The organism is Rubricella aquisinus (genome assembly GCF_014199445.1).
GTDB lineage: Bacteria > Pseudomonadota > Alphaproteobacteria > Rhodobacterales > Rhodobacteraceae > Rubricella > Rubricella aquisinus.
On sequence record NZ_JACIJS010000007.1, the window covers coordinates 223,091 to 249,964 of the forward strand.

The 26,874-nt window shown below is 61.9% G+C and carries 30 protein-coding genes and 2 tRNA genes; 20 read left to right on the forward strand and 12 right to left on the reverse strand.

The annotated features are described in order from the left end of the window. The first annotated feature begins 112 nt into the window (after positions 1-112). Complete coding sequence (locus tag FHS89_RS12890; RefSeq protein WP_184012282.1) at positions 113-1,003, forward strand: LysR substrate-binding domain-containing protein; 891 nt, start codon at positions 113-115, stop codon at positions 1,001-1,003. On the opposite strand, the gene FHS89_RS12895 is transcribed toward FHS89_RS12890, so the two are convergent. Together FHS89_RS12895 and FHS89_RS12900 are read right to left on the reverse strand one after the other, a co-directional pair. After that, positions 1,000-1,623 (reverse strand): hypothetical protein, encoded by a 624-nt coding sequence (locus FHS89_RS12895; protein ID WP_184012284.1) that lies wholly within the window; start codon positions 1,621-1,623, stop codon positions 1,000-1,002. The genes FHS89_RS12890 and FHS89_RS12895 overlap by 4 nt on opposite strands. Before the next feature lie 257 nt (positions 1,624-1,880). Next, positions 1,881-2,786 (reverse strand): LysR family transcriptional regulator, encoded by a 906-nt coding sequence (locus FHS89_RS12900; protein ID WP_184012285.1) that lies wholly within the window; start codon positions 2,784-2,786, stop codon positions 1,881-1,883. 124 nt (positions 2,787-2,910) lie between these two features. On the opposite strand from FHS89_RS12900, the gene FHS89_RS12905 reads away from it, so the two are divergent. Further along, the gene (locus FHS89_RS12905; RefSeq protein WP_184012287.1) at positions 2,911-3,273 is read left to right on the forward strand and encodes a hypothetical protein; all 363 of its coding nucleotides are present in this window, start codon (positions 2,911-2,913) and stop codon (positions 3,271-3,273) included. 15 nt (positions 3,274-3,288) lie between these two features. Here the strand turns inward: FHS89_RS12905 and FHS89_RS12910 are convergent, their stop codons facing one another. After that, on the reverse strand, positions 3,289-3,612 hold the full coding sequence (locus FHS89_RS12910) for a winged helix-turn-helix transcriptional regulator (RefSeq protein WP_184012289.1): 324 nt from the start codon (positions 3,610-3,612) through the stop codon (positions 3,289-3,291). Between the two features lie 237 nt (positions 3,613-3,849). Here FHS89_RS12910 and FHS89_RS12915 point away from each other — a divergent pair, with 237 nt between their 5' ends. Further along, positions 3,850-7,260 (forward strand): indolepyruvate ferredoxin oxidoreductase family protein, encoded by a 3,411-nt coding sequence (locus FHS89_RS12915; RefSeq protein WP_184012292.1) that lies wholly within the window; start codon positions 3,850-3,852, stop codon positions 7,258-7,260. Positions 7,261-7,372: 112 nt separating this feature from the next. Here the strand turns inward: FHS89_RS12915 and FHS89_RS12920 are convergent, their stop codons facing one another. Further along, positions 7,373-8,569, reverse strand: a complete 1,197-nt coding sequence (locus tag FHS89_RS12920; RefSeq protein WP_184012294.1) for a glycosyltransferase family 4 protein — start codon at positions 8,567-8,569, stop codon at positions 7,373-7,375. Between FHS89_RS12920 and FHS89_RS12925 the strand changes: the two genes are divergently transcribed. Then, positions 8,568-9,353, forward strand: coding sequence for an alpha/beta hydrolase (locus tag FHS89_RS12925; RefSeq protein WP_184012296.1), 786 nt, complete (start codon positions 8,568-8,570; stop codon positions 9,351-9,353). The genes FHS89_RS12920 and FHS89_RS12925 overlap by 2 nt on opposite strands. Here FHS89_RS12925 and FHS89_RS12930 read toward each other — a convergent pair. Then, positions 9,322-9,996 (reverse strand): SDR family NAD(P)-dependent oxidoreductase, encoded by a 675-nt coding sequence (locus FHS89_RS12930; protein WP_184012298.1) that lies wholly within the window; start codon positions 9,994-9,996, stop codon positions 9,322-9,324. The genes FHS89_RS12925 and FHS89_RS12930 overlap by 32 nt on opposite strands. 98 nt (positions 9,997-10,094) lie before the next feature. Here FHS89_RS12930 and FHS89_RS12935 point away from each other — a divergent pair, with 98 nt between their 5' ends. Beyond that, positions 10,095-11,066, forward strand: a complete 972-nt coding sequence (locus tag FHS89_RS12935) for an alpha/beta hydrolase (RefSeq protein WP_184012300.1) — start codon at positions 10,095-10,097, stop codon at positions 11,064-11,066. A 1-nt stretch (position 11,067) separates the two neighbouring features. Here the strand turns inward: FHS89_RS12935 and FHS89_RS12940 are convergent, their stop codons facing one another. Continuing rightward, entirely contained in the window at positions 11,068-11,958 is an 891-nt protein-coding gene (locus tag FHS89_RS12940) for a DMT family transporter (RefSeq protein WP_184012302.1), read from the reverse strand. A gap of 74 nt (positions 11,959-12,032) precedes the next feature. Here FHS89_RS12940 and FHS89_RS12945 point away from each other — a divergent pair, with 74 nt between their 5' ends. After that, positions 12,033-12,371: a winged helix-turn-helix transcriptional regulator gene (locus FHS89_RS12945; RefSeq protein WP_184012305.1), complete on the forward strand. Its 339-nt coding sequence runs from the start codon at positions 12,033-12,035 to the stop codon at positions 12,369-12,371. Between the two features lie 80 nt (positions 12,372-12,451). Here FHS89_RS12945 and tsf read toward each other — a convergent pair whose 3' ends face one another. The 4 genes from tsf to FHS89_RS12965 form a co-directional block, all read right to left on the reverse strand. Next, positions 12,452-13,327 (reverse strand): translation elongation factor Ts, encoded by an 876-nt coding sequence (tsf, locus tag FHS89_RS12950; RefSeq protein ID WP_184012307.1) that lies wholly within the window; start codon positions 13,325-13,327, stop codon positions 12,452-12,454. 113 nt (positions 13,328-13,440) lie between these two features. After that, positions 13,441-14,220, reverse strand: coding sequence for a 30S ribosomal protein S2 (gene rpsB / locus FHS89_RS12955; RefSeq protein WP_184012309.1), 780 nt, complete (start codon positions 14,218-14,220; stop codon positions 13,441-13,443). A gap of 339 nt (positions 14,221-14,559) precedes the next feature. Continuing rightward, on the reverse strand, positions 14,560-15,675 hold the full coding sequence (locus tag FHS89_RS12960; RefSeq protein ID WP_184012311.1) for an iron-containing alcohol dehydrogenase: 1,116 nt from the start codon (positions 15,673-15,675) through the stop codon (positions 14,560-14,562). A 218-nt stretch (positions 15,676-15,893) separates the two neighbouring features. Then, positions 15,894-15,968: transfer RNA gene (locus tag FHS89_RS12965), tRNA-Thr, on the reverse strand. 85 nt (positions 15,969-16,053) lie between these two features. On the opposite strand from FHS89_RS12965, the gene FHS89_RS12970 reads away from it, so the two are divergent. From FHS89_RS12970 to FHS89_RS13035, 14 genes are all read left to right on the forward strand, one after another. Then, complete coding sequence (locus FHS89_RS12970) at positions 16,054-16,227, forward strand: hypothetical protein (RefSeq protein WP_184012313.1); 174 nt, start codon at positions 16,054-16,056, stop codon at positions 16,225-16,227. A 27-nt stretch (positions 16,228-16,254) separates the two neighbouring features. After that, positions 16,255-17,529: a UDP-N-acetylglucosamine 1-carboxyvinyltransferase gene (murA, locus tag FHS89_RS12975; protein WP_184012315.1), complete on the forward strand. Its 1,275-nt coding sequence runs from the start codon at positions 16,255-16,257 to the stop codon at positions 17,527-17,529. Continuing rightward, a complete protein-coding gene (locus FHS89_RS12980) occupies positions 17,526-17,999 on the forward strand; it encodes a DUF2948 family protein (protein ID WP_184012317.1) in 474 nt (157 codons plus the stop codon). Before murA ends, FHS89_RS12980 begins: the two co-directional genes overlap by 4 nt. A 51-nt stretch (positions 18,000-18,050) precedes the next feature. Further along, on the forward strand, positions 18,051-18,962 hold the full coding sequence (locus tag FHS89_RS12985) for a lipid A-modifier LpxR family protein (RefSeq protein WP_184012318.1): 912 nt from the start codon (positions 18,051-18,053) through the stop codon (positions 18,960-18,962). A gap of 96 nt (positions 18,963-19,058) precedes the next feature. Next, a complete protein-coding gene (gene hisD, locus FHS89_RS12990) occupies positions 19,059-20,369 on the forward strand; it encodes a histidinol dehydrogenase (protein WP_184012320.1) in 1,311 nt (436 codons plus the stop codon). Then, positions 20,369-21,274 (forward strand): GIY-YIG nuclease family protein, encoded by a 906-nt coding sequence (locus tag FHS89_RS12995; RefSeq protein ID WP_184012322.1) that lies wholly within the window; start codon positions 20,369-20,371, stop codon positions 21,272-21,274. The genes hisD and FHS89_RS12995 overlap by 1 nt, the downstream gene beginning before the upstream one ends. After that, positions 21,271-21,747 carry a UPF0262 family protein gene (locus FHS89_RS13000; RefSeq protein WP_184012324.1) on the forward strand — a complete coding sequence of 159 codons (477 nt, stop codon included), beginning with the start codon at positions 21,271-21,273 and terminating at the stop codon, positions 21,745-21,747. The genes FHS89_RS12995 and FHS89_RS13000 overlap by 4 nt, the downstream gene beginning before the upstream one ends. 3 nt (positions 21,748-21,750) lie before the next feature. Then, entirely contained in the window at positions 21,751-22,194 is a 444-nt protein-coding gene (locus FHS89_RS13005) for an arsenate-mycothiol transferase ArsC (protein ID WP_184012326.1), read from the forward strand. A gap of 49 nt (positions 22,195-22,243) precedes the next feature. Further along, positions 22,244-22,858 (forward strand): LysE family translocator, encoded by a 615-nt coding sequence (locus tag FHS89_RS13010; protein WP_184012328.1) that lies wholly within the window; start codon positions 22,244-22,246, stop codon positions 22,856-22,858. Between the two features lie 84 nt (positions 22,859-22,942). Then, positions 22,943-23,161, forward strand: a complete 219-nt coding sequence (gene infA, locus FHS89_RS13015; RefSeq protein ID WP_184012330.1) for a translation initiation factor IF-1 — start codon at positions 22,943-22,945, stop codon at positions 23,159-23,161. Beyond that, positions 23,161-23,742 carry a Maf family protein gene (locus FHS89_RS13020; RefSeq protein ID WP_184012332.1) on the forward strand — a complete coding sequence of 194 codons (582 nt, stop codon included), beginning with the start codon at positions 23,161-23,163 and terminating at the stop codon, positions 23,740-23,742. Before infA ends, FHS89_RS13020 begins: the two co-directional genes overlap by 1 nt. Next, complete coding sequence (locus FHS89_RS13025; RefSeq protein WP_184012334.1) at positions 23,739-24,770, forward strand: ribonuclease E/G; 1,032 nt, start codon at positions 23,739-23,741, stop codon at positions 24,768-24,770. Before FHS89_RS13020 ends, FHS89_RS13025 begins: the two co-directional genes overlap by 4 nt. Beyond that, positions 24,767-24,925 (forward strand): DNA gyrase inhibitor YacG, encoded by a 159-nt coding sequence (locus tag FHS89_RS13030; RefSeq protein ID WP_184012336.1) that lies wholly within the window; start codon positions 24,767-24,769, stop codon positions 24,923-24,925. The genes FHS89_RS13025 and FHS89_RS13030 overlap by 4 nt, the downstream gene beginning before the upstream one ends. A 93-nt stretch (positions 24,926-25,018) precedes the next feature. Continuing rightward, positions 25,019-25,093: transfer RNA gene (locus tag FHS89_RS13035), tRNA-Phe, on the forward strand. A gap of 8 nt (positions 25,094-25,101) precedes the next feature. On the opposite strand, the gene FHS89_RS13040 is transcribed toward FHS89_RS13035, so the two are convergent. Continuing rightward, a complete protein-coding gene (locus tag FHS89_RS13040) occupies positions 25,102-26,199 on the reverse strand; it encodes a flagellar motor switch protein FliG (RefSeq protein WP_184012338.1) in 1,098 nt (365 codons plus the stop codon). Next, on the reverse strand, positions 26,154-26,873 hold the full coding sequence (gene fliP / locus FHS89_RS13045) for a flagellar type III secretion system pore protein FliP (protein WP_184012340.1): 720 nt from the start codon (positions 26,871-26,873) through the stop codon (positions 26,154-26,156). Before fliP ends, FHS89_RS13040 begins: the two co-directional genes overlap by 46 nt. Position 26,874 lies beyond the last annotated feature (1 nt).

Below are 26,874 nucleotides of genomic sequence, written 5' to 3' on the forward strand. Positions count from 1 at the left end.
AAGGTTTGGGAATAAAGATATAACATTTGATTTCCTCATTCTGTTCGTTGATGTTCAATATATGAGGGGTTTTCGTGCCATTAGCGAGAAAACGGAATTTCCATATTGTTAGGTGAGGTTTCAATTGAATTGGTCGCAACTGCCCCCTTTGGCCGCCCTGCGCGCGTTTGAAGCGACGGCGCGGCATGGCTCGTTTTCCGCCGCCGCGCGGGAGCAGAACGTGACCCCTGCGGCGATAAATCAGCAGGTCCGCGCGCTGGAGCGGCATCTAAACGCGCCGCTCGTCCAGCGACAGGGCCGGGGCGTGGCGCTGACGGAGGCGGGCCATAGCCTGTCCCGCGATCTGGGGCAGGCGTTTTCCCTGATTCAGGACGGGGTGGAGCGGGTGGCGGAGGCCAGTGCTGCGCGCCCTGTGCGCATCACTACGACGCCCACATTTGCGGCCTATTGGTTCATGCCGCGCTATGGCGCGTTTCGGGCACAACATCCCGACATGGAATTGATGGTGCATCCTACGGGTGCTGTGATCGACATGACCGATGGCACCTATGATTTCGCGATCCGGTTCAACGGCAAACAGACACCGGGTCTGGAGAGCGTGCCGCTGGTCGCGACGCCCATCGTCGTGGTCGGCACGCCAGACCTGATTGCCTCAACGCCTTATAAGGGGCTGGAGGCATTGGCCCATCTGCCATGGTTCGTCGAAAGCGGCTCGGACGAAATGTCCACGTGGCAGGCGGCGTTCCGGCAGATGACCGCGCGCCCGGATAATGTGACGTGGTTGCCGGGAACGATGATCCTCGATGCGGTACGCGGTGGGCATGGCGTGGCCACGGTGGCGGAGATGTTCGTGACGGATGAGATCGCCGCCGGACGGCTCATCCCGATCTGGCGGACGGAGGAGGTTGCCGCAGGCTATAGCCTGATTCACCGCAGCGGGGTCTTGCGCCCCGCCGCGAAAGCCTTCGCCACTTGGATCAAGCGGGAGGCGACGGGAGCCTAGAGCCCGGGGACTTTTTCCAACCGTTCAATGGCCTTGTCCAAGGCCTGAATGGTCCGATCATAATAGGGCCGATTTGCACTGCCCGCTTTCGGCTTTGGTAAGCCTGCCTTCATCGCCTTGAGTTTTTTGAGGAGTGCCCTGATCTGGTTCCAGTCAAGGTCGGCAAGCGCCTTTCCGATGACCGGGCCTATCTTGTCTAAGGTGTCATTGAGGCTCTTTTTCTTTTTTGCCAGCTTGGCTTTTTTGATGAGGCTAAACAATGCAAGCATCAAATTGATGAGAGCCAATGCGCTCTCATTCTTAGCCGATTTGTTTTTGTTGTAGGCTTTGAGCGCAGCGGCTTGCTTTTTCTTTAGGTTCTTTTCTGCCGCATCGGCTGCTTTGGCCTTCCCCGTCACGGCGGTATCAAAGTCGGCCAGTGTTAATGCGACGGGCGTTTGTTGATCGTCGTCATCCGGTTCGCCTCCCGCACCAGATGTCAGCAACTGCAAAAGATCGGATGTGCCATTGATCACGATGTCGAGGTGGATGGTTCCACGGATCAAGAGGCCGCCATCGCTGGCCAGTTGGATTGACAGGCCTTCTGCTGTTTCGATCACTTCATCAGAATTCTGTTTCATTGGGTACTCCTACGCAAAATATGTGGGAGCAGGAGTATAGGCGCGCAGCAGGCAAACGCGCAAAAAAAAGGCCGAGCATCAAGCTCGGCCCAAGTCCAACAGGGAGGTAAGACCGGCAGGGAAGCAACACAGTGTTGCGCGTCTGCCTGTCTTGATGGTGTATCTAGGGATTAGACTTCTACCGATCAAGGAAAATCATGTCGCACCTCGTGCATAACCGTTAGTCGCTGCGTGCATAACTCGCGCTGAGCTATGCATCAGGTTTCCTCCCGATCCTTGAGGGACCGGCGATAGAGTGCGATTTCCTCAAGGATGAAATCCCGAAACGCGGCGACCCGTTTGGAGTGGCGCAACTCCTCCGGATAGGCGAGGTAGACCGGCACGACGCCGCTGGCCTGCGACGGGACAACATTGACAAGCTCCGTTGCCTCCGCCGCCACATAATCCGGCAGCGCGCCGATGCCCAGCCCATGCAATGTGGCCTGAAGCACACCATAATAATTGTTCATGGTCAGATGCGACGGCGTGTCGGCGGACAGGAACGGCCTGAGCCATGCCTGTCCAGCAGAGACCTGATTCGCATTCGGGCTATAGCCGACGATCCGGTGGCGCATCAGATCATCCGACGTTTCCGGCATCCCATGACGGTCGATATAGGCTTTGCTCGCGAAAAAGCGCATCCGCACATCCATCAGGCGCCGGCGGATCAGATCGGCTTGGCTCGGCTCCTTCATGCGCACCGCGACATCGGCCTCCCGCATCGGCAGATCAACGATGCGTTCATCAAGCATCAGGTCGATCTTCAGATTGGGGAATTGATCGTAGAGTTTGGTCAACCGTGGGGCGAGCCACAGGGTGCCGAACCCGGTGGTGGTGGTCACTCGCAATTCGCCGAAAACGGCATCTTCCGAGTCGCGTATGCGGGCCGTCGCGGCAGCCAGTCGTTTGGCCATGTCGCGGGTCGCGGAATACAGAAGCTCCCCCTGTTCGGTCAGAATCAATCCGCGCGCATGTCGGTGAAAAAGCGTGACCTTGAGTCCCTCCTCCAGCGACCTAATTTGTCTGCTGACGGCAGATTGGCTCAAATGAAGGCTATCACCGGCATGAGTAAGGCTACCCGCATCTGCGACAGCATGAAAAATTCTGAGTTTGTCCCAATCCATGCGATAGCTTCCTCAAAGTGCGTTGACGTCAGATTAGCTTACAGGCACTTTCTAGGAAAGTGAGTGGGCAGTGGGAAAAATTGGGGTCGTGAATCTCCGTAATTTCATAGGATTAGGACTGTTGTTGACAGCCCTCTTTCTGACTGCACCCGCAGTTTCAGCACAATCTGCTGCGCGCGATGGTACGTTTCGCGGGATTGGTTTGGCCGAAGGGATGGAGCTAAAGCTTTCAACCTTGGATGGAATTGTGCAAGGCACATTTACCGAAAGCAACGGCGCGCAATCTGTCGTGCGACTGCGCCAGACAGACCCCGGGAATGCCATCGGAACGGTCCGTGTGCAGGGCGTTCCTGTGTTCATGCTTCTTGAGTTTCGTGAGGATGGGAATGTCGGGCTGGGCACAGTGCCACTCAATTCCGCAGGCCAGCCGATCACGGGCGCGGCCCAAGGGTTCGATTTCGTACCGGAGCGCGTGGGTCGGTTCTAATTCAGGCCGCCGGTATCAGACAGACGGCCCGTTCCATTTGGCACCCCAACGCTCAATCTCTGTCAGTGCGATGCGCAGGTCCGCGCCCTTTGGTGTGATCCGGTATTCCAGCCGCCGCGCGCCCTCATGGACCGGGCGTTTGACCAGAATGCCTTGCTCCACCAATCGGGACAGGCGGGTCGAGAGGATGTTGCGCGCAACACCAAGGTGCCGTTGATAGTCATCGAACCGGGTCACGCCGTTCAGCGATGCCCAGATGATGAGCAGCGTCCAACGGTCCCCGATGCTTTCCAGCGCCGGAGCTTCGGCAAGCTTTTCAGTGGTTCGAGTTTCAAACACGGTTTTGATCCTTAATGGGTGTAAACCCAACGTTACACTATCTCGGTGTAAACTCCAAATGATCCTTACGGATCGCGGCCTTCATTCCATTAAGTGGGGGTGTTGCTAGCATAATGCAACCAAATCCCGGAATGCGCTGCGCGAAACTGGCTTGAAAGGTCACAAAAACTGACCTATATTCGTTGCAAATGAGCCGAAATCGGCCAGTATTTTTAGCCATCAGGGAGACGGGATGTCATGTCCTTGCAGGATGTATCACTGAACGATCGGTTCGACCTTTCCAAAGAACAGGTGCTTTTGAGCGGTATTCAGGCGCTGGTGCGCGCGCCAATGATGCAGCAGGTCCGCGACGCAGGCGCGGGGCTGAACACCGCAGGGCTGGTCACGGGCTATCGCGGCTCCCCCCTTGGCGGTGTGGATCAGCAGATGATGCGCGCGGAAAAGCAGCTCACCGCGCATAACGTCGTGTTCCAGCCCGGCCTGAACGAAGACCTCGCCGCAACCGCCCTTTGGGGCGCGCAGCAGGCGGAATTGCGGGGTGAGGGCAAATATGATGGCGTCTTTGGCCTGTGGTACGGCAAGGGGCCGGGTGTGGACCGGACCGGAGATGTGTTCCGGCACGCCAATATGGCTGGCACCTCTGCCAATGGCGGTGTGCTGGTCGCGATGGGCGATGACCATACGGGCGAATCCTCCACCGTGCTGCACCATTCCGAATTTGCGCTGATGGATGCGCTGATCCCGATCCTGGCCCCCGCAGGCGTGCAGGAGGTGCTGGATTACGCGATCCATGGATGGGCCTTGAGCCGCTATTCGGGCTGCTGGGTGGGCATCAAATGCCTCAAGGACACGATCGAAGTGACGGAGGTCGTCGATGGCCGCCCCGACAGGGTTCAGGTCAAGCTGCCCACCGATTTCCAGATGCCCGCCGATGGCATCAACATCCGCCTTCAGGACACCCCCGCCGCACAGGAGGCGCGGCTTCATGACTACAAACGCTTCGCCGCTGAAGCCTATGGCCGCGCCAATAAACTGAACCACCGTGTCTATGGCAAAAAGGGCGCGCGGATCGGTATTGTCGCCAATGGCAAAAGCTGGCTTGATCTGACCCATGCGCTCGATCTCCTAGGCATCACGGAGGCAGAGGCCGAACGGCTCGGCATCACCACCTATAAGGTCGGCATGGTCTGGCCGATGGATATGCAAGGGATGCGCGAATGGGCCGAAGGGCTGGACCTGATCATTTGCGTCGAGGAAAAGCGCAAACTCATCGAGGTGCAGATCAAGGAAGCCATCTTTGATGATCGGCGCGGTCGCCGGGTGATCGGCTGGAAGCATGAGAATGGCGATCTGCTGTTCACCGTCAAAGGGGCGCTTGATCCTGTGATGATCGCGCGCAAACTCGGCGGTATCTTTACCGCCGAAGGCGTGCAGAGCGAACGATTGAGCAAGGCGATCAGCGTCCTCGACGAGGCTGCAAAAGCCGACAATGCAGAGGAAATCATGGCCCGCTTGCCGTGGTTCTGCTCCGGCTGTCCGCACAATTCCTCCACCAAAGTGCCCGAAGGCTCCCGCGCTTATGCGGGCATCGGCTGTCACTATATGGTGCAATGGATGGATCGGGAGACCACGGGCTTCACCCATATGGGTGGGGAGGGTGCCAACTGGATCGGGGAGGCGCCGTTCTCGAACACCAATCATGTGTTCCAGAACCTTGGCGACGGCACCTATAACCATTCGGGCGTGCAGGCGATCCGTGCCGCTTTGGCGTCAAAGGCCAATATCACCTACAAAATCCTCTATAACGACGCGGTCGCGATGACCGGCGGGCAGGGGAATGAGGGCGATCTGAGCGCGCTCCAGATCGTGCGCGAGCTTGTCGCGATGGGCGTGAAACGGGTGGTTGGCGTCTATGATCCGAAAGAAGATGTGGACCCCAGCGCCTTTCCGGTGGAAATGCGCCCCCGTGACGACTTGGACACTGTGCAAAAGGAATTGCGCGATGTGCCGGGTGTCACCGCAATCGTCTATATCCAGACTTGTGCCGCCGAAAAACGCCGCCGCCGCAAGCGGGGCAAATTCCCCGACCCGGATCGCCGCGTGATGATCAACCCGGCGGTCTGTGAGGGCTGTGGCGATTGCGGCGTGCAATCAAACTGCGTCTCGATCCTGCCATTGGAAACGGAACTGGGCCGCAAACGCCAGATCGACCAATCCTCCTGCAACAAGGATTTCAGCTGCATCAAGGGCTTCTGCCCGTCCTTCGTGACGGTCGAAGGGGCAAAGGTGAAGAAGGCCGCGACGGTCGATGTAAACCTGCCCGACATGCCCGCGCCGACGCTGCCCACGATCAACGGCACGCATAACGTGGTCATTACAGGCGTCGGCGGAACCGGCGTCGTGACGGTTGGCGCGCTTTTGGCCATGGCCGCACATCTGGAAGGCAAGGGCGCGGGCGTCATGGAAATGGCGGGCCTCGCGCAAAAGGGCGGTGCGGTGCATATCCATTGCCGCCTTGCCGAAAAACCACAGGACATCTCTGCCATCCGCGTGGCGACGGGGGAGGCCGACGCGGTGATTGGCGGCGATATGGTCACGACCTCTGGCGCGAAAACGCTGGGCCTGATGACCCGTGGCCGCACCCGCGCGGTGTGCAACGGGTTTGAGATCATCACGGGGGCGTTCACCCGCGACACGGAATTCAAACTGCCCTCCGACCGCATGTCCCTCTCCCTGCGCGCGCGGTTGGGGGAGGAGGCGGTCAGCTTCCTGAATGCCACCGATCTTGCGACGAAACTCTTGGGCGATGCGATCTACGCCAACGTGCTGATGCTGGGGGCGGCGTGGCAGGCGGGGCTGGTGCCGCTCAGCCATGAGGCCATCATGCGCGCGATTGAACTGAACAAAGCCGGGATCGAGGGCAACAAGCGGGCGTTTGAGATTGGCCGCTGGGCAATCTTTGCACCCGCAGATGCCGCACGCGCGACCCTGCCGGAGCAGGCAGAGGCGCGCAGCATCGCGGAGCGGATCGCGTTCCGCGAAGAGGCGCTGGTGAAATACCAGAACACGGCCCTCGCGCGCCGGTTCCGTGCGCTGGTGGATCGCGCATTGGCGGTGGATGAGGGGTTCGGCTTTGCGGTGGCGCAGGGCTATCACAAGCTTTTGGCCTATAAGGACGAATATGAGGTCGCGCGCCTCCACGCAGAAACGGTGGAGCAGGCGGTCGCGGATCGGTTCGAGGCGCATAACAGCCTGCGCTTCCACCTCGCCCCGCCGATCCTTGGCCGAAAGGATGCGCAAGGGCACCCCAAGAAAACCGAGTTTGGCCCGTGGATTCTGCCGGCCTTCCGCCTGTTGGCGAAGGGCAAGGTGCTGCGCGGGACCGCGTTTGATCCGTTTGGCCGGACGGCTGAGCGGCGGATGGAGCGTGCTCTGATCGCTGAGTTTGAGGCGGATATGGAGGAGATTCTGTCTGCTCTGACACCGGACCGGCAGGACGCGGCCACCGCGCGGGCGCTGTTGCCCCTTCAGATCCGTGGTTTCGGCCATGTGAAGGAGGCAAACGCCGAAGCAGCAGCGAAACGCCGGGTCGAGATCATGGATGCCTTCCGCGCTGGCGGCACCCCAACGGCCCAAGCGGCGGAGTAGCGCTCCCGCACGCTTGTGCTGCATCATAGATGCATCAAAACCCCTTGGGCCGGGCCGGCGCTGCGCGCCGGTTCAGGATGTGCATTGAGGGATTTGGCAAACGGGTGCGTTGTCAGAATGACCGCCCGGCGGCCTGTTCATAGACCCGCAATGTCGCGTCTTGCAGCATCCGTATCGTGAAGCGGGAGCGGATGCGCGCGCGCCCCGCCAGCCCCATATGCGCCCGCCCCGACGGATCGAGCCTGAGCGCATCGCAAATCGCTTGCGCCAGCGCCTCGGTATTGCCGGGCGGGTAGAGCCAGCCTGTCTTGCCGTGATCCACTGTCTCGACACTGCCGCCATGGGCCGACGCGATCACCGGGCGGCCCATGGCCTGCGCCTCGACACTGACCCGGCCAAACGCCTCCGGATCGGTGGAGGCGCTGACCACAACAGCGGCCAGTTTGTAGGCCGCTTCCATGTCGGTGCAATGCCCCACCATGCGGATTTGCCCGGTCAGCCCGGCCTCCACCACCTCTTTTTCCAGCGTGCGGCCAAAGCCGGAGCCGCCATCATCGCCCGCAAACACAACCTGAAAATCGGTCTCGCCCATGGCGACCACTTTCGCCGTGGCCGCGATCATGTCGCGATGTCCTTTCCATCCGGTCAGCCGACCGGGCAAGAGCACGATGGGGCGGGGGTCTTCGATCACGCCCCACGATTGGGCAAGCGCGATCGTCCGCTCCGTGGACACCATCTCTTCGGCAAAGGTGTCGATATCCGCGCCGCGGGGGATCACGACGATATCCTCATCGGACAGGCCGTAGCGCTGTTGCACCAGCCCTTTGATAAACTCAGAGATTGCGATTGTGGGCCGGCCTTTGGCCATCACCGAATTATACCGCTTTTTCAACCAGTTCGGCTCCGAATAGGTGCCGTGATAGGTGGTGACAAAGGGCGTGCCGGTGGCTTGTGCCGCCTTCCATCCGGCCCATGCGGGCGCGCGGCTGCGGGCATGGATCACGTCCACCTGATGGGTGCGGATGATCTCGGCAATCGCCTTGGCGTTGCGGGCAATGGCAAAGGGGGATTTCGCACCCACATCAAGGGCGATCTGCTCCCCACCTGCGCGGCGCAACAGGGGCTCAAGCCGCCCGCCATTGGAGGCCACCAGCGCACGCCCACCCGCCGCCGTGATCGCTTGCGCGACCTCCACGGTGCCCCGCTCCACCCCGCCAGACTCCAGCCCCGGCACGAGTTGCAGAACGGTGAGCGGTCGGGCAGTGTCAACACCGACCGCATCCTCAATGACAAGGGCATCAGAAGACATGAAAACTCATGAAGTATTTGAACCCGGCGACGGGCGGAAAATTGCTTACCACAACCTGCCTGCGCGCGGGGCCGGGGTCAATGCTCCGGGTGTCGTTTTCCTTGGCGGTTTCAAATCCGACATGGCCGGGACAAAGGCGATCTATCTGGAGGACTGGGCCCGGTCCACGGGCCGCGCTTTTTTGCGGTTTGACTATACCGGGCATGGCATCAGTTCGGGCGATTTTCTGGACGGGTGCATCGGCGAATGGGCGCAGGATGCCTATGACGCGATCACGGCGCTGACGAACGGGCCGCAGATCCTTGTCGGCTCCTCCATGGGGGGATGGATATCGCTGTTGCTCGCCCGGCGGATGCCCGAGCGGATCGCGGGGCTTATCGGCATCGCCGCTGCGCCTGATTTCACCGAGAATGGCATGTGGGCAGGCTTTTCTGACGCGGAGCGCGCAGCACTCATGCGCGACGGGCGGGTGGAGCAGCCATCGGAGTATTCCGACGATCCTTATGTGATCACGCGCAAATTGATTGAGGATGGGCGGCAGCAGCTTGTCCTTGATGCGCCGCTGCATCTGCCGTTCCCGGTGCGGCTGTTGCATGGGACGGCGGATGCGGATGTGCCGATGGATTGGACATTGCGGCTTTTGGATCACGCGACCGGCCCGGACATTCGGGCGATATTCGTGCAAAGGGCCGATCACCGGATGAGCACGGATGACGATCTGACCCTGCTCACCGAAACGGTTGAAGAGGTGATCAGACGGGATGCGGCCGCCCGTCCCAGTTAAAGAACCCACCGGTCTGATCAAGGGTGAGTGCCTCAAGGCAGGACAGCAACCCCACCGCACTTTCCTCTGCACTCAGATCGGCGCGCGTGCCCCCCATATCCGTGCGCACCCAGCCCGGATGGTAGATGCCCACCGCGATGCCTTCCGCTTTCAGATCAGCGGCGAGGGTCATGCCGATATTGAGCGCCGCTGCCTTGGACGCGCGATAGGCATACGCCCCACCTGCGGCAAGTGTGCTCGATCCCATCTGGGAGGAGATGATGCTGATCTTGGCCCCGTTTGCACGGCGCAAGGCGGGCAGGGCTGCGCTGATGGTCATGAACACGCCAGTGACATTCGCGGCCATCACCGCCTGCCATTCCGCAATCGTCCCGGTATCGCCACCGATCCGATCCTTGCGAAAGCCAAGCCCGGCATTGCACATCAACCGATCCAGTGGCTGGGATGCCAGCGCGTGCTCCATCGCGTCAAGATCGCCTTGCGCTGTGACATCGAGCTTCAGGCGCGTGATCCCTTGGGGTAGGTCCGTGGCGGTGGCCGGATCTCGCATGGCTGCGATCACCTTGTGGCCCTCGGCATGGGCCAATTCGGCAAGGGCGCGGCCAATGCCGCGATTGGCGCCTGTGATCAAGGTGCGGGTCATGGTCTGGTCTCTCTCCCATTTACGTCGGGTTTATCTTGCCCTTGCAGGACCGCGCTGACTAGGGTTGCGGAAAAAATCAGACCCGTGGGGAGTCAGGGATGAAGATGGTGCTCAAAATCGTGATTGGCGTGCTGGCCGTGTTGATCCTTGTGCTATTGTTTGGGCCGCGAGAGCCTGATGACGGCGATCTGAGCTTTTCGCCCGACAGCATTGGCGCGGATGTGGATGAATACCTCATCTGGGCGGAAACCCCGTTTAACGACATCACGGAAGGTGTTGAAAAACAGGTGATTTGGGCCAATCCTGAGACGCGGGAAAAGACCGATCTCGCCCTTGTTTATGTGCATGGCTTCTCCGCAACCGCGCAGGAAATTCGCCCGGTCCCGGATCGGGTGGCGGAGGCGCTTGGCGCGAACCTCTATTTCACGCGGCTCACAGGGCATGGCCGCGACGGCGATGCGCTGGCCGCGGCAAGTGTGCTGGACTGGCGCAATGATCTGGCCGAAGCGATGGAGATTGGCCGCCGCATCGGGGAGCGGGTGGTGCTGATCGGCACCTCCTCTGGTGGTACGATGGCGACCCTCGCGGCGGATGATCCACGGATGAATGCGGACCTTGCGGGCGTGATCCTCGTCTCCCCGAATTTCAAGGTGGCCAATCCGGCCGCAGCCCTTCTGACCCTGCCATTCGCCCGCCAATGGGTGCCCATCGTGGCCGGGGCGGAGCGCAGCTGGGAAGGGTATAACGACGATCACCGCCGCTATTGGACGCAGCGCTATCCGACCGTTGCGACCCTGCCGATGGCGGCGAGTGTGCGGGCGGCGAATGCTGTCGCTTTCGCGGCGATTGAGGAGCCGGTGCTGATGATCTTTTCCGAGGATGATACGGTCATCGACCATAGCCGCACGGTCGAGGTTGCGGGTGAGTGGGGCGGGGAGGTGACGCTCGTGCGGGTCGATCCGACCGAGCTTGATGACCCGGACGCGCATGTGATCGCGGGCGATATCCTCAGCCCCTCGCAGACGGATGGGGTCGTGGCGACCATGGTTGCGTGGCTGGAGCGGCTCTAGGTTACAACGCCACGATAACGCCTGTGCCCAGCACCGCCAACAGGGCGCCGATCCAGCCCATCAGGCGCGGGCGCTTGCCATCCACCCACCACAGGATCGGCAGGATGAGCACGGGCGACAGGGAGCCAAGCGCAGAGGCAACCCCCGCATCGAGCACCGCAAACGCGTAGAGTAGCAGCGAAGAGGACAGGATATACCCGATCACGCCGGGCAGGATCGTGCGCCCCAGAAGCGCCGGCGTCATGTCCGGTGCGGGGCGCGTCACGGGTGACGGCCAAAGCCCGATCACGGACATGACAAAGGCCGCAAGCATCAGCCGGATCGCGGTCACCGCCAGCGGATCGGTCCCGGCAAGCATCGCGGGCTTCATCACCAGAAATCCAAAACCAATGGCGCTCGCGGCCAACAGGCCCAGCCCGATCACCGGCCAAAGCGGGCCATCCATCCGGTCACTTTCCGCCCCCTCCGCACTGCCATAAAGGATGGCAAGGATGATCCCGGCCATGACGATCAGCGCACCAAGCAGATCCGTCCCCGTTGGCACCTCACCCAGCCATATGAAGGCCATCGCCGCGACGATCACCGGTTTCGCGGTCAGCAGAAGTTCCGTCCGACGCGGCCCACCCCGGCGCAGGCAGGCCACCATGGCAAGGTTCGCGGGGATGATCCCGATCACCACGCTTGCGACGAAATGGGGCCAATAGCTCCATGTCACACCCGCCCACAGCCCAAGCAAGCTGCACAACAGGGCCATCAACGCCGCGCAGGCAATAAGCTGCACCCGCGCAAATTCGAACGCGCCGAGACGCCGCGCGGGCCCGGTTGCCATCACAATCGCGCTAGCCCAACCAAGTGACGCGGTGAGGGCCGCAAGAACGGGAAAAATCAACATGGAGAGGGTGCCTGATATGTGCTACGATTTCGGTAGCGATAATACGCTACGAATTAAATAGCAAGAGGTCAGCGATGCGATATGCCCGACCGGGCCAGCCTGTGCGCGGCTCCAAAACCGGTAAGCCGATTATGGCGCTCTTTGACCTTCTCGGGCGCAATTGGGCGCTTGGGATCATCTGGCAATTGTCGGCAGGGGCGATGACCTTTCGCGCGCTGCAAGAGCGGTGCGAGGGCGTGTCGCCCAGTGTGCTGAACACCCGGATCAAGGAATTGACCGCCAGCGGCCTGATCACGCGGGGGGAGGCGGGCTATTGCCTGACGGAGATGGGGGAGGAGCTTTTCGCGCTGATCCGGCCCTTGGGCGCGTGGTCAATGGATTGGGCCGCGCGACTCGATGCGCCTGACGCCTGACGCCTGACACTTGAGGCCGGACGCAAAAGGCGCGGAGGTTTCCCGCCGCGCCTTCTCTATTCACGAGTGAAGGGGGGCTGTTAGCCGCCCATGGTTTTCGCAACTTCTGCCGCGAAATCCTCTTCAACCTTCTCAATCCCTTCACCGACGGCAAAGCGCGCGTATCCGGTGACGGTGACGCCTGCCTCTTTCGCGGCCTGCGCCACGGTGAGGTCGGGGTTCATCACGAATTTCTGGTTCAGAAGGGTCACTTCCTCATAGAATTTGCGCATCCGGCCAACGATCATTTTTTCGATCACGGCGTCGGGCTTGCCGCTTTCTTTCGCCTGATCGGTCAGAACCTGCTTTTCACGCTCCACAAGCGCGGGGTCGAGGTCATTTTCGGACAGGGACGCGGGCGAGGTCGCGGCGACATGCATCGCGATCTGGCGCGCGATATCTTCGTTGTCGCCATCCACGGCCACCAGCACGCCGATCTGGCCCATGCCAGCGGTGGCTGCGTTGTGGACATAGGCCGCCACGGTCTTGCCCTCGACATAGCCCATGCGACGCAGGGACATGTTTTCACCGATCGTGCCGACCTTGGCCGTGATTGTTTCAGCGACGGTTTTGCCGCCCATATCTGCAGCCGCGAGTTCCTCGGTGGAGGAGGTGCCGAGCGCCACTTTCGCGATGCCTGCGACCATCTCTTGGAATTCGGCGTTGCGCGCCACGAAATCGGTCTCGGAGTTCACTTCGACGACGACGCCCTTGCCGCCCTCGACCGCAACCGCGACAAGACCCTCTGCCGCGGTCCGGCCGGATTTCTTGGCCGCTTTCGCAAGGCCCTTGGCGCGCAGCCAGTCAACAGCGGCTTCCATATCGCCGTCATTTTCGGTGAGCGCTTTTTTCGCGTCCATCATGCCTGCGCCGGTCGTGTCGCGCAGTTCTTTCACCTGAGCAGCCGTAATAGCCATGTCTCATATTCCTCATCTCATCGGGGTCGCGGCCCAAAGCGGCGCGGTGTCCCGGTTGAATATCAAGTGGTCTGTGTCGGTCCCGTGACACAAGCCACGGAACCGGGGAGGGATCAGCCTTCGGCGGGGGCTTCTGCGCCCTCGGCTGCGATCTCTTCTTCGAGACCGGCTTCCATTTCGCCCAGATCGACGCCAGCGGCACCCATCTGCTCTGCCATGCCGTCAAGTGCGGAGCGCGCGATCAGGTCGCAGTAAAGTGCGATGGCGCGGGCCGCGTCGTCATTGCCCGGGATCGGGTAGTCGATGCCGACCGGATCGGAGTTGGTGTCGACGACGGCTACAACCGGAATGCCCAGCTTTTTCGCTTCGGCAATGGCAAGCTGCTCTTTGTTGGTGTCGATGACAAAGATCAGGTCCGGCACGCCGCCCATTTCGCGGATACCGCCAAGGGACAGGGTCAGCTTTTCGCGCTCGCGCTCCAGCTTCAGGCGCTCTTTCTTGGTGAAGCCTTCGGCCCCGCCATCCAGACGCTCATCCAGCTCCTTGAGGCGGGAGATGGAGTTCGACACGGTTTTCCAGTTGGTCAGCGTGCCGCCAAGCCAGCGGTGGTTCATGTAGTATTGCGCGCACTGGCCAGCCGCATCGGCAACGGCCTTCTGCGCCTGCCGCTTCGTGCCGACGAACAGGATGCGCCCGCCCTTGGACACGGTCTGCTGTACGGCATGGAGGGCCGCGTCGAGCATCGGGACAGTTTGGGTGAGGTCCATGATATGGATGCCGTTGCGGTCGCCGTAGATATAGCGACCCATGCGCGGGTTCCAACGGTGGGTCTGGTGACCAAAGTGGACGCCAGCTTCCAAAAGCTGACGCAGCGTGAACTCAGGAAGAGCCATGCGAGTTTTCCTTTCCGGTTTCGCCTCGGCGGGGACAGGGCCATTTGGCCCAACCGGGGGACGATGCGGGGATGTCTCCCCCATACCGCCACAATCCCGCCTGCGGGTTTCAGTGCGCGCGCTTTAGCGTGGTTTTGCGGGAAGCGCAAGGTGGGTGTGCGACCTTGGCCCGGAATCAAGCCGAAGGCGCCGGGCCAGCGGCCGTCCGCCCCTCAGGCGGCCGCTTTTGCAGCGATTGGCCTCGCTCCGGCGATGTGCGATCTTGCGCGATAAAGTGAGAAGCACATCCGGTTCAGCGGCCACATCGGACGGCCGCTGACCCGGCTCAGGGCATTGCATTTACGCCAATCCCAGAACAGCCCCAAGCAGCCGCTCCACATCCCCATCGGTGACATCGCGGTCCGTGGCCACCCGCATCGGCATGTTGCCGGGCAGCCGCGCCTGCGTCATGGCCTGCGCCACGGTCACGCCCTGAAACGCCGCGGGCAGCGCGCGGTTGATCCCGCAGGCGTCCATCAGCCCGCTGACTTTCGCGGGCAAGTCAGCAGCGGCACAATCGAGCGCGCGGGCAGCGGCCTCCATCTTCGGGGTTGGGGTTTCTATGAGCCACGGCAGGCTCGCCTCAAACGCCAATGCCGTGGCCAGCCCGTGCTGCACCGGCGCGCATCCCGCCAGCGCATGGGACAGGTGATGCGCCATCGCCGTACCGCTCAGGTCAATCGCAGCGCCCGCAAGGGCGGACGCCCATAGCATCTCCCCCCGTGCGGTCAGGTTCCCCGGTTCGGCCACCGCGACGGGCAGCGCGCGCCAGATCAGCCGCATCGCGTGTTCGGAAAAGAGCGCGGTTGCGGGCGTGCCATTGCGGTTCGTCATCGCCTCGAACGCATGAACGAAAGCATCCATCCCACACCATGCCGTAAGTGCTGCGGGCAGGCTGGTGGTTAATTCCGGGTCGAGCACCACTAGATCGGGTCGGGTCTCCACGCCCCAGATCCAAAGCTTCTCTCCCGTATCGCCGCTGAAAATATTGGTGGCCGACAATTCCGATCCGGTGCCAGCCGTTGTGGGGATCATGACAGTGAAGGCCGCGCGCGGCGGCAAGGGGGCGGCGGCAAGCGCATAGTCCATCGGCTCCCCGCTGCCTGCCGCGATATTCGCGGTGATCTTTGCCACATCAAGCGCGGACCCGCCGCCCAGCCCGATCACCACATCCGCGCGCGCCGCGTGATAGGCGGCAACGGCGGCGCGCAGGGTCGCGGCTTTCGGCTCCCCGGGAATGTCGCTGAAGATCGTGCAGGGGCAGGGCAGACTGGCTGCGATCCGCTCCGCCATCCCCAGATCGCGCATCACCGGATCGGCGATCAACAGGACAGAGCGGGGCGTGCCCGGCAGGGCCAATGTCATGGCTTGGCCCGCGCCAAAGGTGATCGGGGGAAGGGGGGCAAGATGGAACATGAGACACCGGATCGTGAGTTGCGGGGGCGACAATGGCAAACCCGGACCAGCCCGGTCTTTCCCGTTCGCGCCACGCAATGGCCTGCCAGCGTCAGGATGCTGCGGAAACCTGCCGACATGGCGCGCCGCCCCGCGCCGATTATCCGAAATGACGGAGCCTCATGCAAAAACGGCGCACCGCACCATTGCCAGCCGGATATTCTCACTGTGTATGGAGATGGTGCTGCAGGGGAGGATTGAACTCCCGACCTCGTCATTACCAATGACGCGCTCTACCACTGAGCTACTGCAGCGCCTTGGCCGCGGGTTTTAGCGAAAACAAAACCGAGCGCAAGCAGAAACTGGACGCCCGTCGTCACGCACTTTAGAGAAGGGGTCATGGCACCACAAAAAGACACAAAATCGAACGGGACAGAGCTGTCAGACGCGCGCGAAGAGCGCCTGCGCGCTGCGTTGCGGGCCAATCTGCAACGCCGCAAGGTGCAAAAACGCGCCCGCGCCACCGAATCTCAAACCGACGAGCAGACAGAGCGCACAGAAAAACCGGAATGACCGGGGCGCCGAAATCAGGAGCAGGCAATGGATCAGATCAGGGTCACGGGCGGTAACGCGCTGAACGGGGATATTCCCATCGCGGGGGCAAAGAATGCCTGCCTTACGCTAATGCCAGCGGCATTGTTGAGCGAGGAGCCGTTGACGCTGACCAACGCGCCGCGCCTGTCGGATATCCGCACCATGTCAAAGCTGCTTGAAAGCCTCGGTTGTGAGGTGGCCCCTTTGCAGGACGGCAAGGTGCTCGCGCTGGGATGTGGGGAGATCACGAACCACACCGCGCATTACGACATCGTGCGTAAGATGCGGGCCTCCATTCTGGTGCTTGGCCCGATGCTGGCGCGGGACGGCCATGCGGTGGTGTCTTTGCCCGGTGGCTGCGCGATTGGCGCGCGGCCCGTGGATCTGCACCTCAAGGCGCTTGAGGCTTTGGGGGCCGAACTGGACCTAAGGGACGGGTATGTCCATGCCAAGGCCCCGGCGGGCGGCCTGCAGGGCGGGAAGGTCAGCTTTCCTTTCGTCTCTGTCGGGGCGACGGAGAATATCCTGATGGCCGCCACCCTCGCTAAGGGCACCACCGTGATCGAGAATGCCGCGCGTGAGCCGGAGATTGTGGACCTCGCCCAATGCCTTCGCGCGATGGGCGCGCGGATCGAGGGCGAAGGCACCAGCACCATCACTGTCGAAGGTGTCGACCGCCTGCACGGGGCCACCCACCGTGTCCTGACCGACCGGATCGAGCTTGGCACCTACATGCTCGCACCTGCGATTGCGGGGGGAGAAGTGACGCTCCTTGGGGGGCGGCGTGATCTTTTGGGGGCGTTTTGCGAAAAGCTGGAACAGGCGGGTATGCGGATCACCGAAAGCCCGCGCGGCCTTACTGTGGCGCGCATTGCCGATACGATCCTGCCGACGGATGTGACGACCGAACCCTATCCGGGCTTCCCGACGGATTTGCAGGCGCAGATGATGGCCCTCCTGACCCTTGCACAGGGGGAGAGCGTGTTGGAGGAGACGATATTCGAGAATCGCTTCATGCACGCGCCCGAACTGATCCGTATGGGCGCGCGGATTGATGTGCATGGCGGCACCGCCAAGGTAACGGGCGTGTCGAAGCTGCGCGGCGCGCCAGTGATGGCAACGGATTTGCGCGCCTCCGTGTCGCTGGTGCTGGCGGGGCTCGCCGCGGAAGGGGAGACGGTGGTGTCCCGCGTGTACCACCTTGACCGTGGCTATGAGCGGCTGGAGGAGAAACTCTCCGCCGTGGGTGCGCAGATCAGACGCGAAAAGGAAGACGCATGACCGACGCTACATTCGAGGATGGGGCCGAGCGCCCGGTGCGCCTGATCGCGGCGGAGGCGGATGACCTCAAGGTTATCTCCGCGCTGGTGCAGGATGCTGTCCTGACCGGGGGTGACATCACATGGTCGCGCAAACGGCGGCAATTCGCACTTTTGATCAACCGCTTTCGCTGGGAGGATCGGGATGCTGCCGCGCGCATGAACCGCCCCGTGGAGCGGGTGCGCGCCATGCTCGTTATCGACGATGCGCTTGCCGTGCGCGCGGCCGGGATCACACCGGGCGAAAAGGATGTGGTCCTGTCGCTCCTGTCGATTGAACACACGGGCGGGGAGGACGGCTCCGCCACGTTAACGCTGATCTTTGCCGGAGACGGGGAAATTGCAATTGACGTTGAGGCAATTAACCTCACACTGGCGGATGTGACCAAGCCCTACAGGGCGCCATCCGGTAAAACGCCATCGCATGATTAACCCTGATGCACCCGGATCGGCCCGTTTTTGGGGGCGAGACGGGGGATGGGTATGCGGTTTACGGGATTTCTGACAGTTTGTGTGATCGGCGCGATGGCGGCGGGCGCGGCACAGGCACAAAACGTGCTGATCGGGCGCTCCGCTGCACTAAACAACGACTATCTGGGGGATAACGAGGACCGCTGGCAGACCGCGAGCTATTCGTCATCCTGGCTTTTTTCCAGTTCGCTTGAATTGCGGGAGATCGGCATTGGTCCCCGATTTGAGCTGCGCGCGCGCGGCCAGATCGTCACACCGGAAAAGCTGAACGGTGCGCCGCCCGCGGGCAGCCGGCCCTATGCCGGATATATCGGTGCGGGCGCGTTCAGCCATTATACCTTCGCCGGATGGGACGTAGCCGCCGGGGCGGAGCTTGGCCTGCTCGGTCCATCCAGCGGGATCAGCGACCTTCATACCGCGCTCCATGACCTCCTCTCGGAGAATGAGCCGCAGGGATGGTCGACGCAGGTGGCCGATCAATTCGTTTTCACACCCGTTGTGGAGGCGGGCTACAAAATCGGCGGGGAGGGCGGCGCGCCGATGCTGCGCCCCTTTGTGACGGCACAAATGGGGTTGGAGGATATTCTGCGCGCGGGCGTCGATATCTCCATCGGGATTGACCGCGACCTCACCCAACCGATCCGCGACATGATCACCGGCCAGCAGTTTCCCGTGCGATATGACAGGCTCGATCAGATACAACTGACAGTCGGCATGGATGTGGCAAGCGTGCAGGGCTCCGAATTCTTCCCCTCAAGCCACACCGCGATGGCCGAGAATACCCGGACGCGGGTGCGCGGCTCGATCTTTGCTCCTGTGGGGGCGGCGGATGTGAATTATGGGGTGACATGGATGTCGGAGGAGTTCACGACACAGGGTGCTCCGCAGGTGCTTGGCTCTATCGGGGTCGAATTTCGCTTCTGATCGTCGCAGGCTGGTGCGTTGAAGCGGGCTTGAGGCACGGGGCAGGGCGCGGTAAGCCCGACAGATCAGTGACCCTCTTTCGGGACGGAGACCGAAATGCCCCTTTTCCTCGACAGCCGCGCGGCTGGATTTGACCGCAGCTTCACCGAATTTCTTGGCGCCAAGCGGGAATCGAGCGCGGATGTGGACGGCATCGTGGCCGACATCATCGCGGATGTGGCCCACCGGGGCGATGAGGCGGTGATCGAACTGACCGAACGGTTCGACAATCTCAAACTCACGCCGCAAACCATGGCCTTCTCCCAAGGGGAGATCGACACCGCCGTCAAGACCGTGCCGAAAGAGGAGCGCGCCGCCCTCGAACTCGCCGCAGAGCGCATCCGCGCCTATCACGAACGGCAACTGCCCGAGGATGCCCGCTGGACCGATGACACCGGCGCCGAACTTGGTTGGCGCTGGTCGGCGGTGGATGCGGCGGGGCTATATGTGCCCGGTGGTCTTGCCTCCTATCCGTCCTCCGTTTTGATGAACGCGATCCCGGCGGCGGTGGCGGGGGTCGAGCGGTTGGTGATCTGTGCGCCCACGCCGAATGGTGCGGTCAACCCGCTGGTGCTTTGCGCGGCCCGTCTGGCGGGGGTGGAGACGATCTACCGGATCGGCGGGGCACAGGCCGTGGCGGCCCTCGCCTATGGCACCAACACCATCGCGAAGGTGGATAAGATCACCGGGCCGGGCAATGCCTATGTCGCGGCGGCCAAACGGCGGGTGTTTGGCCGGGTGGGGATCGACATGATCGCAGGACCATCCGAGATTCTGGTTATCGCGGACAAGGACAACAATCCTGATTGGATTGCAGTCGATATGCTCAGTCAGGCCGAACATGACGAAAGCGCGCAGGCGATCCTGATCACCGATGATCCCGATTTCGGGGAGGCCGTGGCCCGCGCCATCGACAAGCGGCTCGAAACGCTGGAGCGCGCCGCCATCGCGGGGCCAAGCTGGCGCGACAATGGCGCGGTGATCACGGTGCGCGACATGGAAGAGGCAATCGAGTTGAGCGACCGCATCGCCCCTGAGCATCTGGAGATCGCCTGCGCCGGGGCCGAGGACGTGGCCGGGCGCATCCGCCACGCGGGCGCGATCTTCATCGGGCAATGGACGCCGGAGGCAATCGGCGACTATGTCGGCGGTCCGAACCATGTGCTGCCCACGGCGCGGTCGGCGCGGTTCTCCTCGGGGCTGTCGGTGCTTGATTTCATGAAACGCACGACGCTTGCCCGGATGACACCTGCGGCCCTGCGCGCCATTGGCCCTGCGGCGGAAACACTCGCCATCTCCGAAAGTCTGGAGGCCCATGGCCTGAGCGTGCGCGCGCGCCTTGATGCGCTGAATGAGGGAGAGGATTGATGAGCCGTGGCCGGTCGTTGGAACTGTTCTTTGTGGACGGAACGCCGGATGGCATCCTGACGGCGGAGATTTTTGGCTGGACCGGCCATGTCCTCAAAGCGCCCCGCACGCGCATTGCTGAGGCTCTGCGGCGCCGTCAGGCCCAATTTACTGGCATATATCTGCTGATCGGAGAGCAAGAAGGCCAGCCTGCGCTTTATGTCGGGGAAGGCGAGGATGTTGCCGCGCGCATTCGCTCTCACGATGTGAAGAAAGACTGGTGGCAAGATGTCATCATCCTCACCACGGGGGCGGATAGCCTGCATAAGGCGCATGTGCGCTATCTCGAAGCCCGGCTAGTGGATCTTGCCCGCCGAGCAGGGCGGGTGCGGCTCGACAATGGCAACACGCCGGGCGGTGCGAGCCTGTCTGAGGCGGCGCAGGCCAATATGGAAGAATTCATCGAAACACTTGGGATAGTGTTGCCCGCGATCGGTGTTGACCTTTTGCAATCTGGAACGCGCCCGGATGTTGGGCCGTCGGTCGAACTGACCGAACAAGTTGAACGCTTCCGGCTGACCACGCCGCGTCATGGCATTGACGCGCTTGCTGAATTGCGTGGGGCGGAATTTGTGGTCCTGAAAGGCGCGAAAGTGCGCGGCGAATGGGCGGGGAAAGGAAACTGGGACTTTGGATATGCGGCCATCGCGACAGACCTTTGTGCGCGCGGGGTGATTGACACCAGTCGCACGCCACCTGAATTCACCGATAACTATGCGTTCAACAGCCCGAGTGCAGCGGCGAGTGTTGTAAATGGACGTCCGGCCAATGGCAGGCAGGAATGGAAACATCACCAAACCGGCCAATCCTTCGCGGATTGGGAAGAAGCCCGGCTAGGCGTTATGGAAAGTGAGGAGCCGTCATGACCACGCAAAAACTGGTCCATATCGAGTTGGACGATGCAGGCCTGCCCGCGCCCACACCGGAGATTGAGCAGGAGCGGCGGGTCGCTCTGTTTGACCTTCTGGAGGCCAATAACTTCGCGCCAGCGGGTGAGGGCGTGCCGGAGGGGCCGTATCACCTTGGCCTTGCGATCCGGGAACGGCGGCTAGTGTTTTCGGTCACCACGGAGGATGCCACCCCCGCCGGGGAATTCCACTTGTCCCTCTCGCCGTTCCGGCAGGTGATCAAGGATTATTTCCAGATTTGCGCGGCCTATTTCGATGCGGTCAAACGCCTGCCCGCTGCCCAGATCGAGGCCATCGACATGGGAAGGCGCGGCATCCATGATGAGGGTTCCCGCATCCTGATGGAGCGGCTGGACGGCAAGGTGATCACCGATCATGACACCGCCCGCCGCCTGTTCACCTTGATTTGTGTTCTGCACTTCAAGGGCTGATCCTTGAGCGATCTGCCCACATCCGTCCTGTTTTGCTGCGATCACAACGCGGTCCGCTCCCCCATGGCGGAGGGGCTGATGAAAAAGGCGCATGGCAAGGACATCTATGTGCAATCGGCCGGTGTGTTCCATGATCTGGAGATCGACGGCTTCGCGATTTCCGTTTGTGATGAGATCGACGTGACGCTGAGCCAGCATCGCGCCCGATCCTTTGAGGAGATGGAGGAATGGGGGGATGATATTGGCGGCTATGACCTGATCGTGGCCCTGACCCCCGCGAGCCTGCGCCACGCACAGGAATACACGCGCTCTTACGCGGTGGAGGTTGAATATTGGCCGATCCTTGATCCCACGGGGATCGGCGACAGCCGGGAGGACAAGCTCGCCGCCTATCGCCAGACCCGCGATCAGATTGCCGCCCGGATTGCGGATCGTTTTAAGCGTTGACGCCCTGATAGTCTGCTGTCTTTGCTGCATCAAAAGACAGGAGCGCGCGATGGCATTGGAGCTATGGATCACTTTCGCATTGGCAAGCACCGTGCTGCTGGCCCTACCCGGCCCCACGGTGATGCTGGTGGTGGCCGAAGGGATCGGCGCGGGCAAACGCGCGGCTCTCGCGATGGTGCCCGGTGTGGCGCTGGGCGATCTGACAGCGATGAGCATTTCCCTTGCGGGTGCGGGCGCGCTTTTGGCAACCTCCGCCACGGCCTTTACCGTTTTGAAGTTTGTGGGCGCGGCCTATCTGATCTGGCTTGGCATCAAGCTGTGGCGCAACCCGCCCGAAAAACTCGACACGCCACGCCCGCGCAGTGCGGCGCGTGGATTTCGCGATGCGTATGTCGTCACGGCGCTCAATCCCAAGAGCATCGTGTTTTTCGTGGCATTCGTGCCGCAATTCATTGATCCCGCCGCTGCCTTTCTGCCGCAGGTGGTGATCCTTGTTGCGACTTTCGTGGTGCTGGCGTCGATCAATGTCGCCCTTTGGGCGCTCTTGGCTGGGGAGATGCGGGCGCGGATCGGGCGGCCCACTGTCCTCAAATGGATGAGCCGGGCGGGCGCGAGCTTTATGATCGGGGCAGGTATCCTGACGGCATTGGCCCGGCGCACTTGATCTTTCGCGCAATTCATCGCATATGCTGCAACGCGTCAGGGCAGGTTTGCGTTGACGCTTGTGTAAATCCACGATGGAGACGGCATGGCCAAGGAAGAGCTTATCGAATTTCCGGGGACCGTGGTTGAGCTTTTGCCGAACGCGACGTTCCGGGTGAAGCTCGAAAACGGCCACGAAATCATCGCCCACACAGCGGGCAAGATGCGCAAGAACCGCATCCGTGTGCTGGCCGGGGACAAGGTGCAGGTCGAAATGACCCCCTATGACCTGACCAAGGGCCGCATCAACTACCGCTTCAAGTAATGCGCCTCGTGCTTGGCTCCGGCTCGCCCCGGCGGCGGGAGCTGTTGGCGCAGATCGGGGTGGTGCCGGACGCGATCCTGCCACCCGATATCGACGAAACACCGTTCAAGTCCGAAGCACCGCGTGCCTATGCGGAGCGGCTGGCGCGTGAAAAGGCGCTGGCGGTCAACGCGCCGGATGCTCTCATTCTGTGTGCCGATACGGTTGTGTCTGTTGGCACGCGCATCTTGGGCAAACCCGATGACGCGGCGGAGGCCGTTGCCTTCCTCACGCTCCTGTCAGGGCGGCGACACCGTGTCATGACAGCGGTGGCCCTGCGACAGGGAGAGACGCTCCGGACCAGGATCGTGACCACGCAGGTGCGGATGAAGCCGCTCTCTGACGCTGAAATCTCCGCCTATATCCGCTCCGGCGAATGGCAGGGTAAGGCGGGCGGATATGCCATTCAGGGTATAGGCGCGGCTTTTGTGCCATGGATTTCAGGATCCTATAGCAATGTGGTGGGCCTGCCGCTCACGGAAACAGCCAATTTGCTGACCAGTGCTGGCTATCAGGTCAGCTATGAGGGAGTGCCGGCATGAAAGGGCGCGTGATCGCGATTGACCAGCGCCCGGACGGGCAGGGCAGCATGGCCGCGCTGATCGAGGATGGCATTGTCGAGGATCTCATCATTGATCCTGCCGCGCCGGGCATCCATCCCGGCCAAATCTGGCGCGGGCAACCCGACCGCCCGATGAAAGGGATGGGCGGCCTGATGGTCCGCCTTGATGCAGGCAACGGTTTTTTGAAAGAGGGAAAGGGCGTTGCCCCTGGTGAGCCGCTTTTGGTACAGGTGAGCACCCATGCCGAACCCGGGAAGGCGCCCCCGGTGACCCGGCGCCTTTTGTTCAAATCCCGCTATGCGATTGCCACCCCGATGGCACCGGGGCTGAATATCTCCCGCTCGATCCGCGATCCAGAAGAACGCGACGTGCTCGAAGCGGCCGTGGCCCCGCTGATGCAGCCGGGGGAGGGCATGATCATCCGCACCGCCGCGCGGGGCGTGGTGCTTGAGGATGTGGCGGAGGATGCCGCCGCGATGCTGGAGCTTTCGCGCGCTGTGATGGCGGATTTGACCGGCCCGCCGGAACTGCTGGTCGATACCCCGGATGCCGGGATGCTCGCATGGCGCGATTGGCCGGAGCCGGATATCCTTGACGATGCGCCGGGCGCGTTTGAGCGGCACAATGTCTGGGACACGATCGACGGGTTGCGCAGCCCGCGCGTGCCGTTGGGGCAGGGGGCGTATATGTTTATCGAGCCTGTGCGCGCACTCGTGGCGGTGGATGTGAACACGGGCAAGGACATGTCGCCTGCGGGAAGTCTGACGACGAATATCGCGGCCCTGCGCGCCTTGCCCCGGCAATTGCGCCTGCGTGGGCTTGGCGGGCAGATCGTGCTGGACCTCGCCCCGATGACCAAGCGGGATCGCCCGCAACTGGAATCGACCCTGAAGTCAGCGTTTCGGGGCGATGTGGAAACCTCGCTTGCCGGATGGACGCCGCTTGGCCATATGGAGTTGCTGCGCAAACGGGAACGTTTGCCCTTGGCGGAGGTTTTACCCGCATGAGTTGCCCGATCTGCAAGAAAGAACCGGTGGAAAAATACCGCCCCTTTTGCTCCAAACGCTGCGCGGATGTGGACTTGGGCCGTTGGTTCAATGGCCAGTACGCAATACCGGTGCAAGAGGAAGAAGCCCCCGATCCCGACACCTCGGATCACTGATCTGGTTTTCCGCCAGTCAGGCAAAAAATCCGCTGGACACCCCCGCGCGCATTGCCTAAACACCCGCTCACGGTGCGGATGCACCCCTCTGATGCCCGGGTAGCTCAGGGGTAGAGCAGCGGATTGAAAATCCGCGTGTCGGTGGTTCAAATCCGCCCCCGGGCACCATTTTCTCCTTACTGGTTCTCAATCTCGAGCAGCGTGATCTCTCCCATTTTGGCGAGACGCTGGATTTCCTCCACGATTTTACTTTGCGCCTGTTCTCCGTCCTTCTGTTTGACGTCTGGCATCTGTTCGATCTCTTCGCGGTATCGTTCGCTGAGGCGTTTGGAGAGGTTGTTGAGGATGAAATCGGCGCTTTCGATTTTGCGCGCGATGGCATGTTTCAGCGCGATTTTGAGATCTTCTTCCTCGACCCCTCGAACAATGGCGGAGATGTCGCGGGCTTCGACGCGGATCGCCACGTCGGAGAAGGTAAACATCACCTTCTGCACATCCTGCGCCAAGGCCGGTTTGCGCTCCTCCAGATGGCTCATCAGGCGGTCGCGCGCGTCGGAGGACACGTTGTTCATCAGGCTGCCGATCACCTCGGCCGGTTTGCGGGTCGCCATTTCCTGTTGCAGGGCGGAAAGGAAGTCAGACACGATCACGTCCTCGATCAGGGAGATCACGCTGTCCTCAAGCCGTGGCACCCGCGACAGGCGCAGGACGATGTTCTGCGCCAATTCCTCGTCTAGCCGTTCTAGCACTGCCGCGGCCTTTGCCGCGGAGAGCTCGGCCAGCACGACCGCGGCGGTTTGCGGGTGTTCGCCTTGCAAAAACCGGGCAATGGAGCTGTCCGCGCAGGCGCCCAACTGCTCCCAGATGGAGCGGCGCATATGGCCATCCACGTCCGACATGATGCGCGATACGGTGTTTTGGTCAACGATGTTGGACAGGATGCGGCGGGCTTCTTCCATGCCGCCGACAATGCCTTGCTCCTCGCTCAATTCGGCGCGGAATTCGGATACGATGGTGTCGAGATCATGGGGCGGGATGCGTTTGATCTTGGAAATCGCGTGGGCGAACCGGCGCAAGACCTGCTCGCTCATACCAGCCAAAAGCCCCGCCGCCTCATCCGGGCCAAGGGCTGCGAGGATGATCGCGGCCTTGTCGATCCGGGACATGCGGCTGTTTGCCCGTGGTGTTTCCGGCACCGTGAGTTGTCGATTTTGCGCAATCCCGTCCATCAGCCGCCATAGCTCCGCACCAATGCACCCGCGAGCAGCGCCCATCCATCAGCCAGCACAAAAAAGGCCAGCTTGAAGGGGAGGGCGACGATGGCAGGCGGCACCATCATCATGCCCATCGACATCAGGATCGCCGCAATCACCAGATCAATCACCAGAAAGGGGAGGAAGATCAGAAAACCGACCTCAAACCCCCGCTGAATCTCACTCAACAGAAAGGTCGGCACCAATAGGGACAATGGCGTGCGCGCGTCATCGGCGGGCGGGCGCGGGATCGCGTCGCTCAGGATGGCAAGGAATTCTGGGTTGACCCGCCCCTCCATAAAGATGCGAAACGGCTCGATCCCCGCGCGGAAAGCCATTTCGGGGGCAAGGCTGCCGTCGGTCATCGGGCGGATGCCCGCCTCCCATGCTGCGCGAAACACCGGCTCCATCACAAACCATGTGAGGAACAGCGCGAGGCTGACGATCAACATATTGGGTGGCGCCTGTTGCACCCCGATGGCCTGCCGAAGGATCGACAGAACCGTGACCATAAAGGGAAAACAGGTCACCATAATCGCAAGACCAGGTGCCAGGCTAAGCACCGTGACCAGCGCGAACAACTGCACCGCCCGCAAGGACAGCGACCCCTCATCGCCAAGGCTCAGGGTCACGTCCTGCGCGCTGGCCGGGGCCGCCATCAGCAGGCAAAGCAGGAGGAAGGCGGACAGCCGCATG

Coding starts and splice junctions, on each gene's coding strand:
- FHS89_RS13020 (WP_184012332.1), top strand. CDS start 23,161: ATGCGCCTCGTGCTTGGCTCCGGCTCGCCCCGGCGGCGGGAGCTGTTG.
- murA (WP_184012315.1), top strand. CDS start 16,255: ATGGATCAGATCAGGGTCACGGGCGGTAACGCGCTGAACGGGGATATT.
- infA (WP_184012330.1), top strand. CDS start 22,943: ATGGCCAAGGAAGAGCTTATCGAATTTCCGGGGACCGTGGTTGAGCTT.
- FHS89_RS12895 (WP_184012284.1), bottom strand. CDS start 1,623: ATGAAACAGAATTCTGATGAAGTGATCGAAACAGCAGAAGGCCTGTCA.
- FHS89_RS13040 (WP_184012338.1), bottom strand. CDS start 26,199: ATGGGCGCTGCTCGCGGGTGCATTGGTGCGGAGCTATGGCGGCTGATG.
- rpsB (WP_184012309.1), bottom strand. CDS start 14,220: ATGGCTCTTCCTGAGTTCACGCTGCGTCAGCTTTTGGAAGCTGGCGTC.
- FHS89_RS12985 (WP_184012318.1), top strand. CDS start 18,051: ATGCGGTTTACGGGATTTCTGACAGTTTGTGTGATCGGCGCGATGGCG.
- hisD (WP_184012320.1), top strand. CDS start 19,059: ATGCCCCTTTTCCTCGACAGCCGCGCGGCTGGATTTGACCGCAGCTTC.
- FHS89_RS12970 (WP_184012313.1), top strand. CDS start 16,054: ATGGCACCACAAAAAGACACAAAATCGAACGGGACAGAGCTGTCAGAC.
- FHS89_RS12900 (WP_184012285.1), bottom strand. CDS start 2,786: ATGGATTGGGACAAACTCAGAATTTTTCATGCTGTCGCAGATGCGGGT.
- FHS89_RS12930 (WP_184012298.1), bottom strand. CDS start 9,996: ATGACCCGCACCTTGATCACAGGCGCCAATCGCGGCATTGGCCGCGCC.
- FHS89_RS12995 (WP_184012322.1), top strand. CDS start 20,369: ATGAGCCGTGGCCGGTCGTTGGAACTGTTCTTTGTGGACGGAACGCCG.
- fliP (WP_184012340.1), bottom strand. CDS start 26,873: ATGCGGCTGTCCGCCTTCCTCCTGCTTTGCCTGCTGATGGCGGCCCCG.
- FHS89_RS12945 (WP_184012305.1), top strand. CDS start 12,033: ATGCGATATGCCCGACCGGGCCAGCCTGTGCGCGGCTCCAAAACCGGT.
- tsf (WP_184012307.1), bottom strand. CDS start 13,327: ATGGCTATTACGGCTGCTCAGGTGAAAGAACTGCGCGACACGACCGGC.
- FHS89_RS12960 (WP_184012311.1), bottom strand. CDS start 15,675: ATGTTCCATCTTGCCCCCCTTCCCCCGATCACCTTTGGCGCGGGCCAA.
- FHS89_RS12935 (WP_184012300.1), top strand. CDS start 10,095: ATGAAGATGGTGCTCAAAATCGTGATTGGCGTGCTGGCCGTGTTGATC.
- FHS89_RS13030 (WP_184012336.1), top strand. CDS start 24,767: ATGAGTTGCCCGATCTGCAAGAAAGAACCGGTGGAAAAATACCGCCCC.
- FHS89_RS13010 (WP_184012328.1), top strand. CDS start 22,244: ATGGCATTGGAGCTATGGATCACTTTCGCATTGGCAAGCACCGTGCTG.
- FHS89_RS13025 (WP_184012334.1), top strand. CDS start 23,739: ATGAAAGGGCGCGTGATCGCGATTGACCAGCGCCCGGACGGGCAGGGC.
- FHS89_RS13000 (WP_184012324.1), top strand. CDS start 21,271: ATGACCACGCAAAAACTGGTCCATATCGAGTTGGACGATGCAGGCCTG.
- FHS89_RS12925 (WP_184012296.1), top strand. CDS start 8,568: ATGAAAACTCATGAAGTATTTGAACCCGGCGACGGGCGGAAAATTGCT.
- FHS89_RS12920 (WP_184012294.1), bottom strand. CDS start 8,569: ATGTCTTCTGATGCCCTTGTCATTGAGGATGCGGTCGGTGTTGACACT.
- FHS89_RS12915 (WP_184012292.1), top strand. CDS start 3,850: ATGTCCTTGCAGGATGTATCACTGAACGATCGGTTCGACCTTTCCAAA.
- FHS89_RS12940 (WP_184012302.1), bottom strand. CDS start 11,958: ATGTTGATTTTTCCCGTTCTTGCGGCCCTCACCGCGTCACTTGGTTGG.
- FHS89_RS12980 (WP_184012317.1), top strand. CDS start 17,526: ATGACCGACGCTACATTCGAGGATGGGGCCGAGCGCCCGGTGCGCCTG.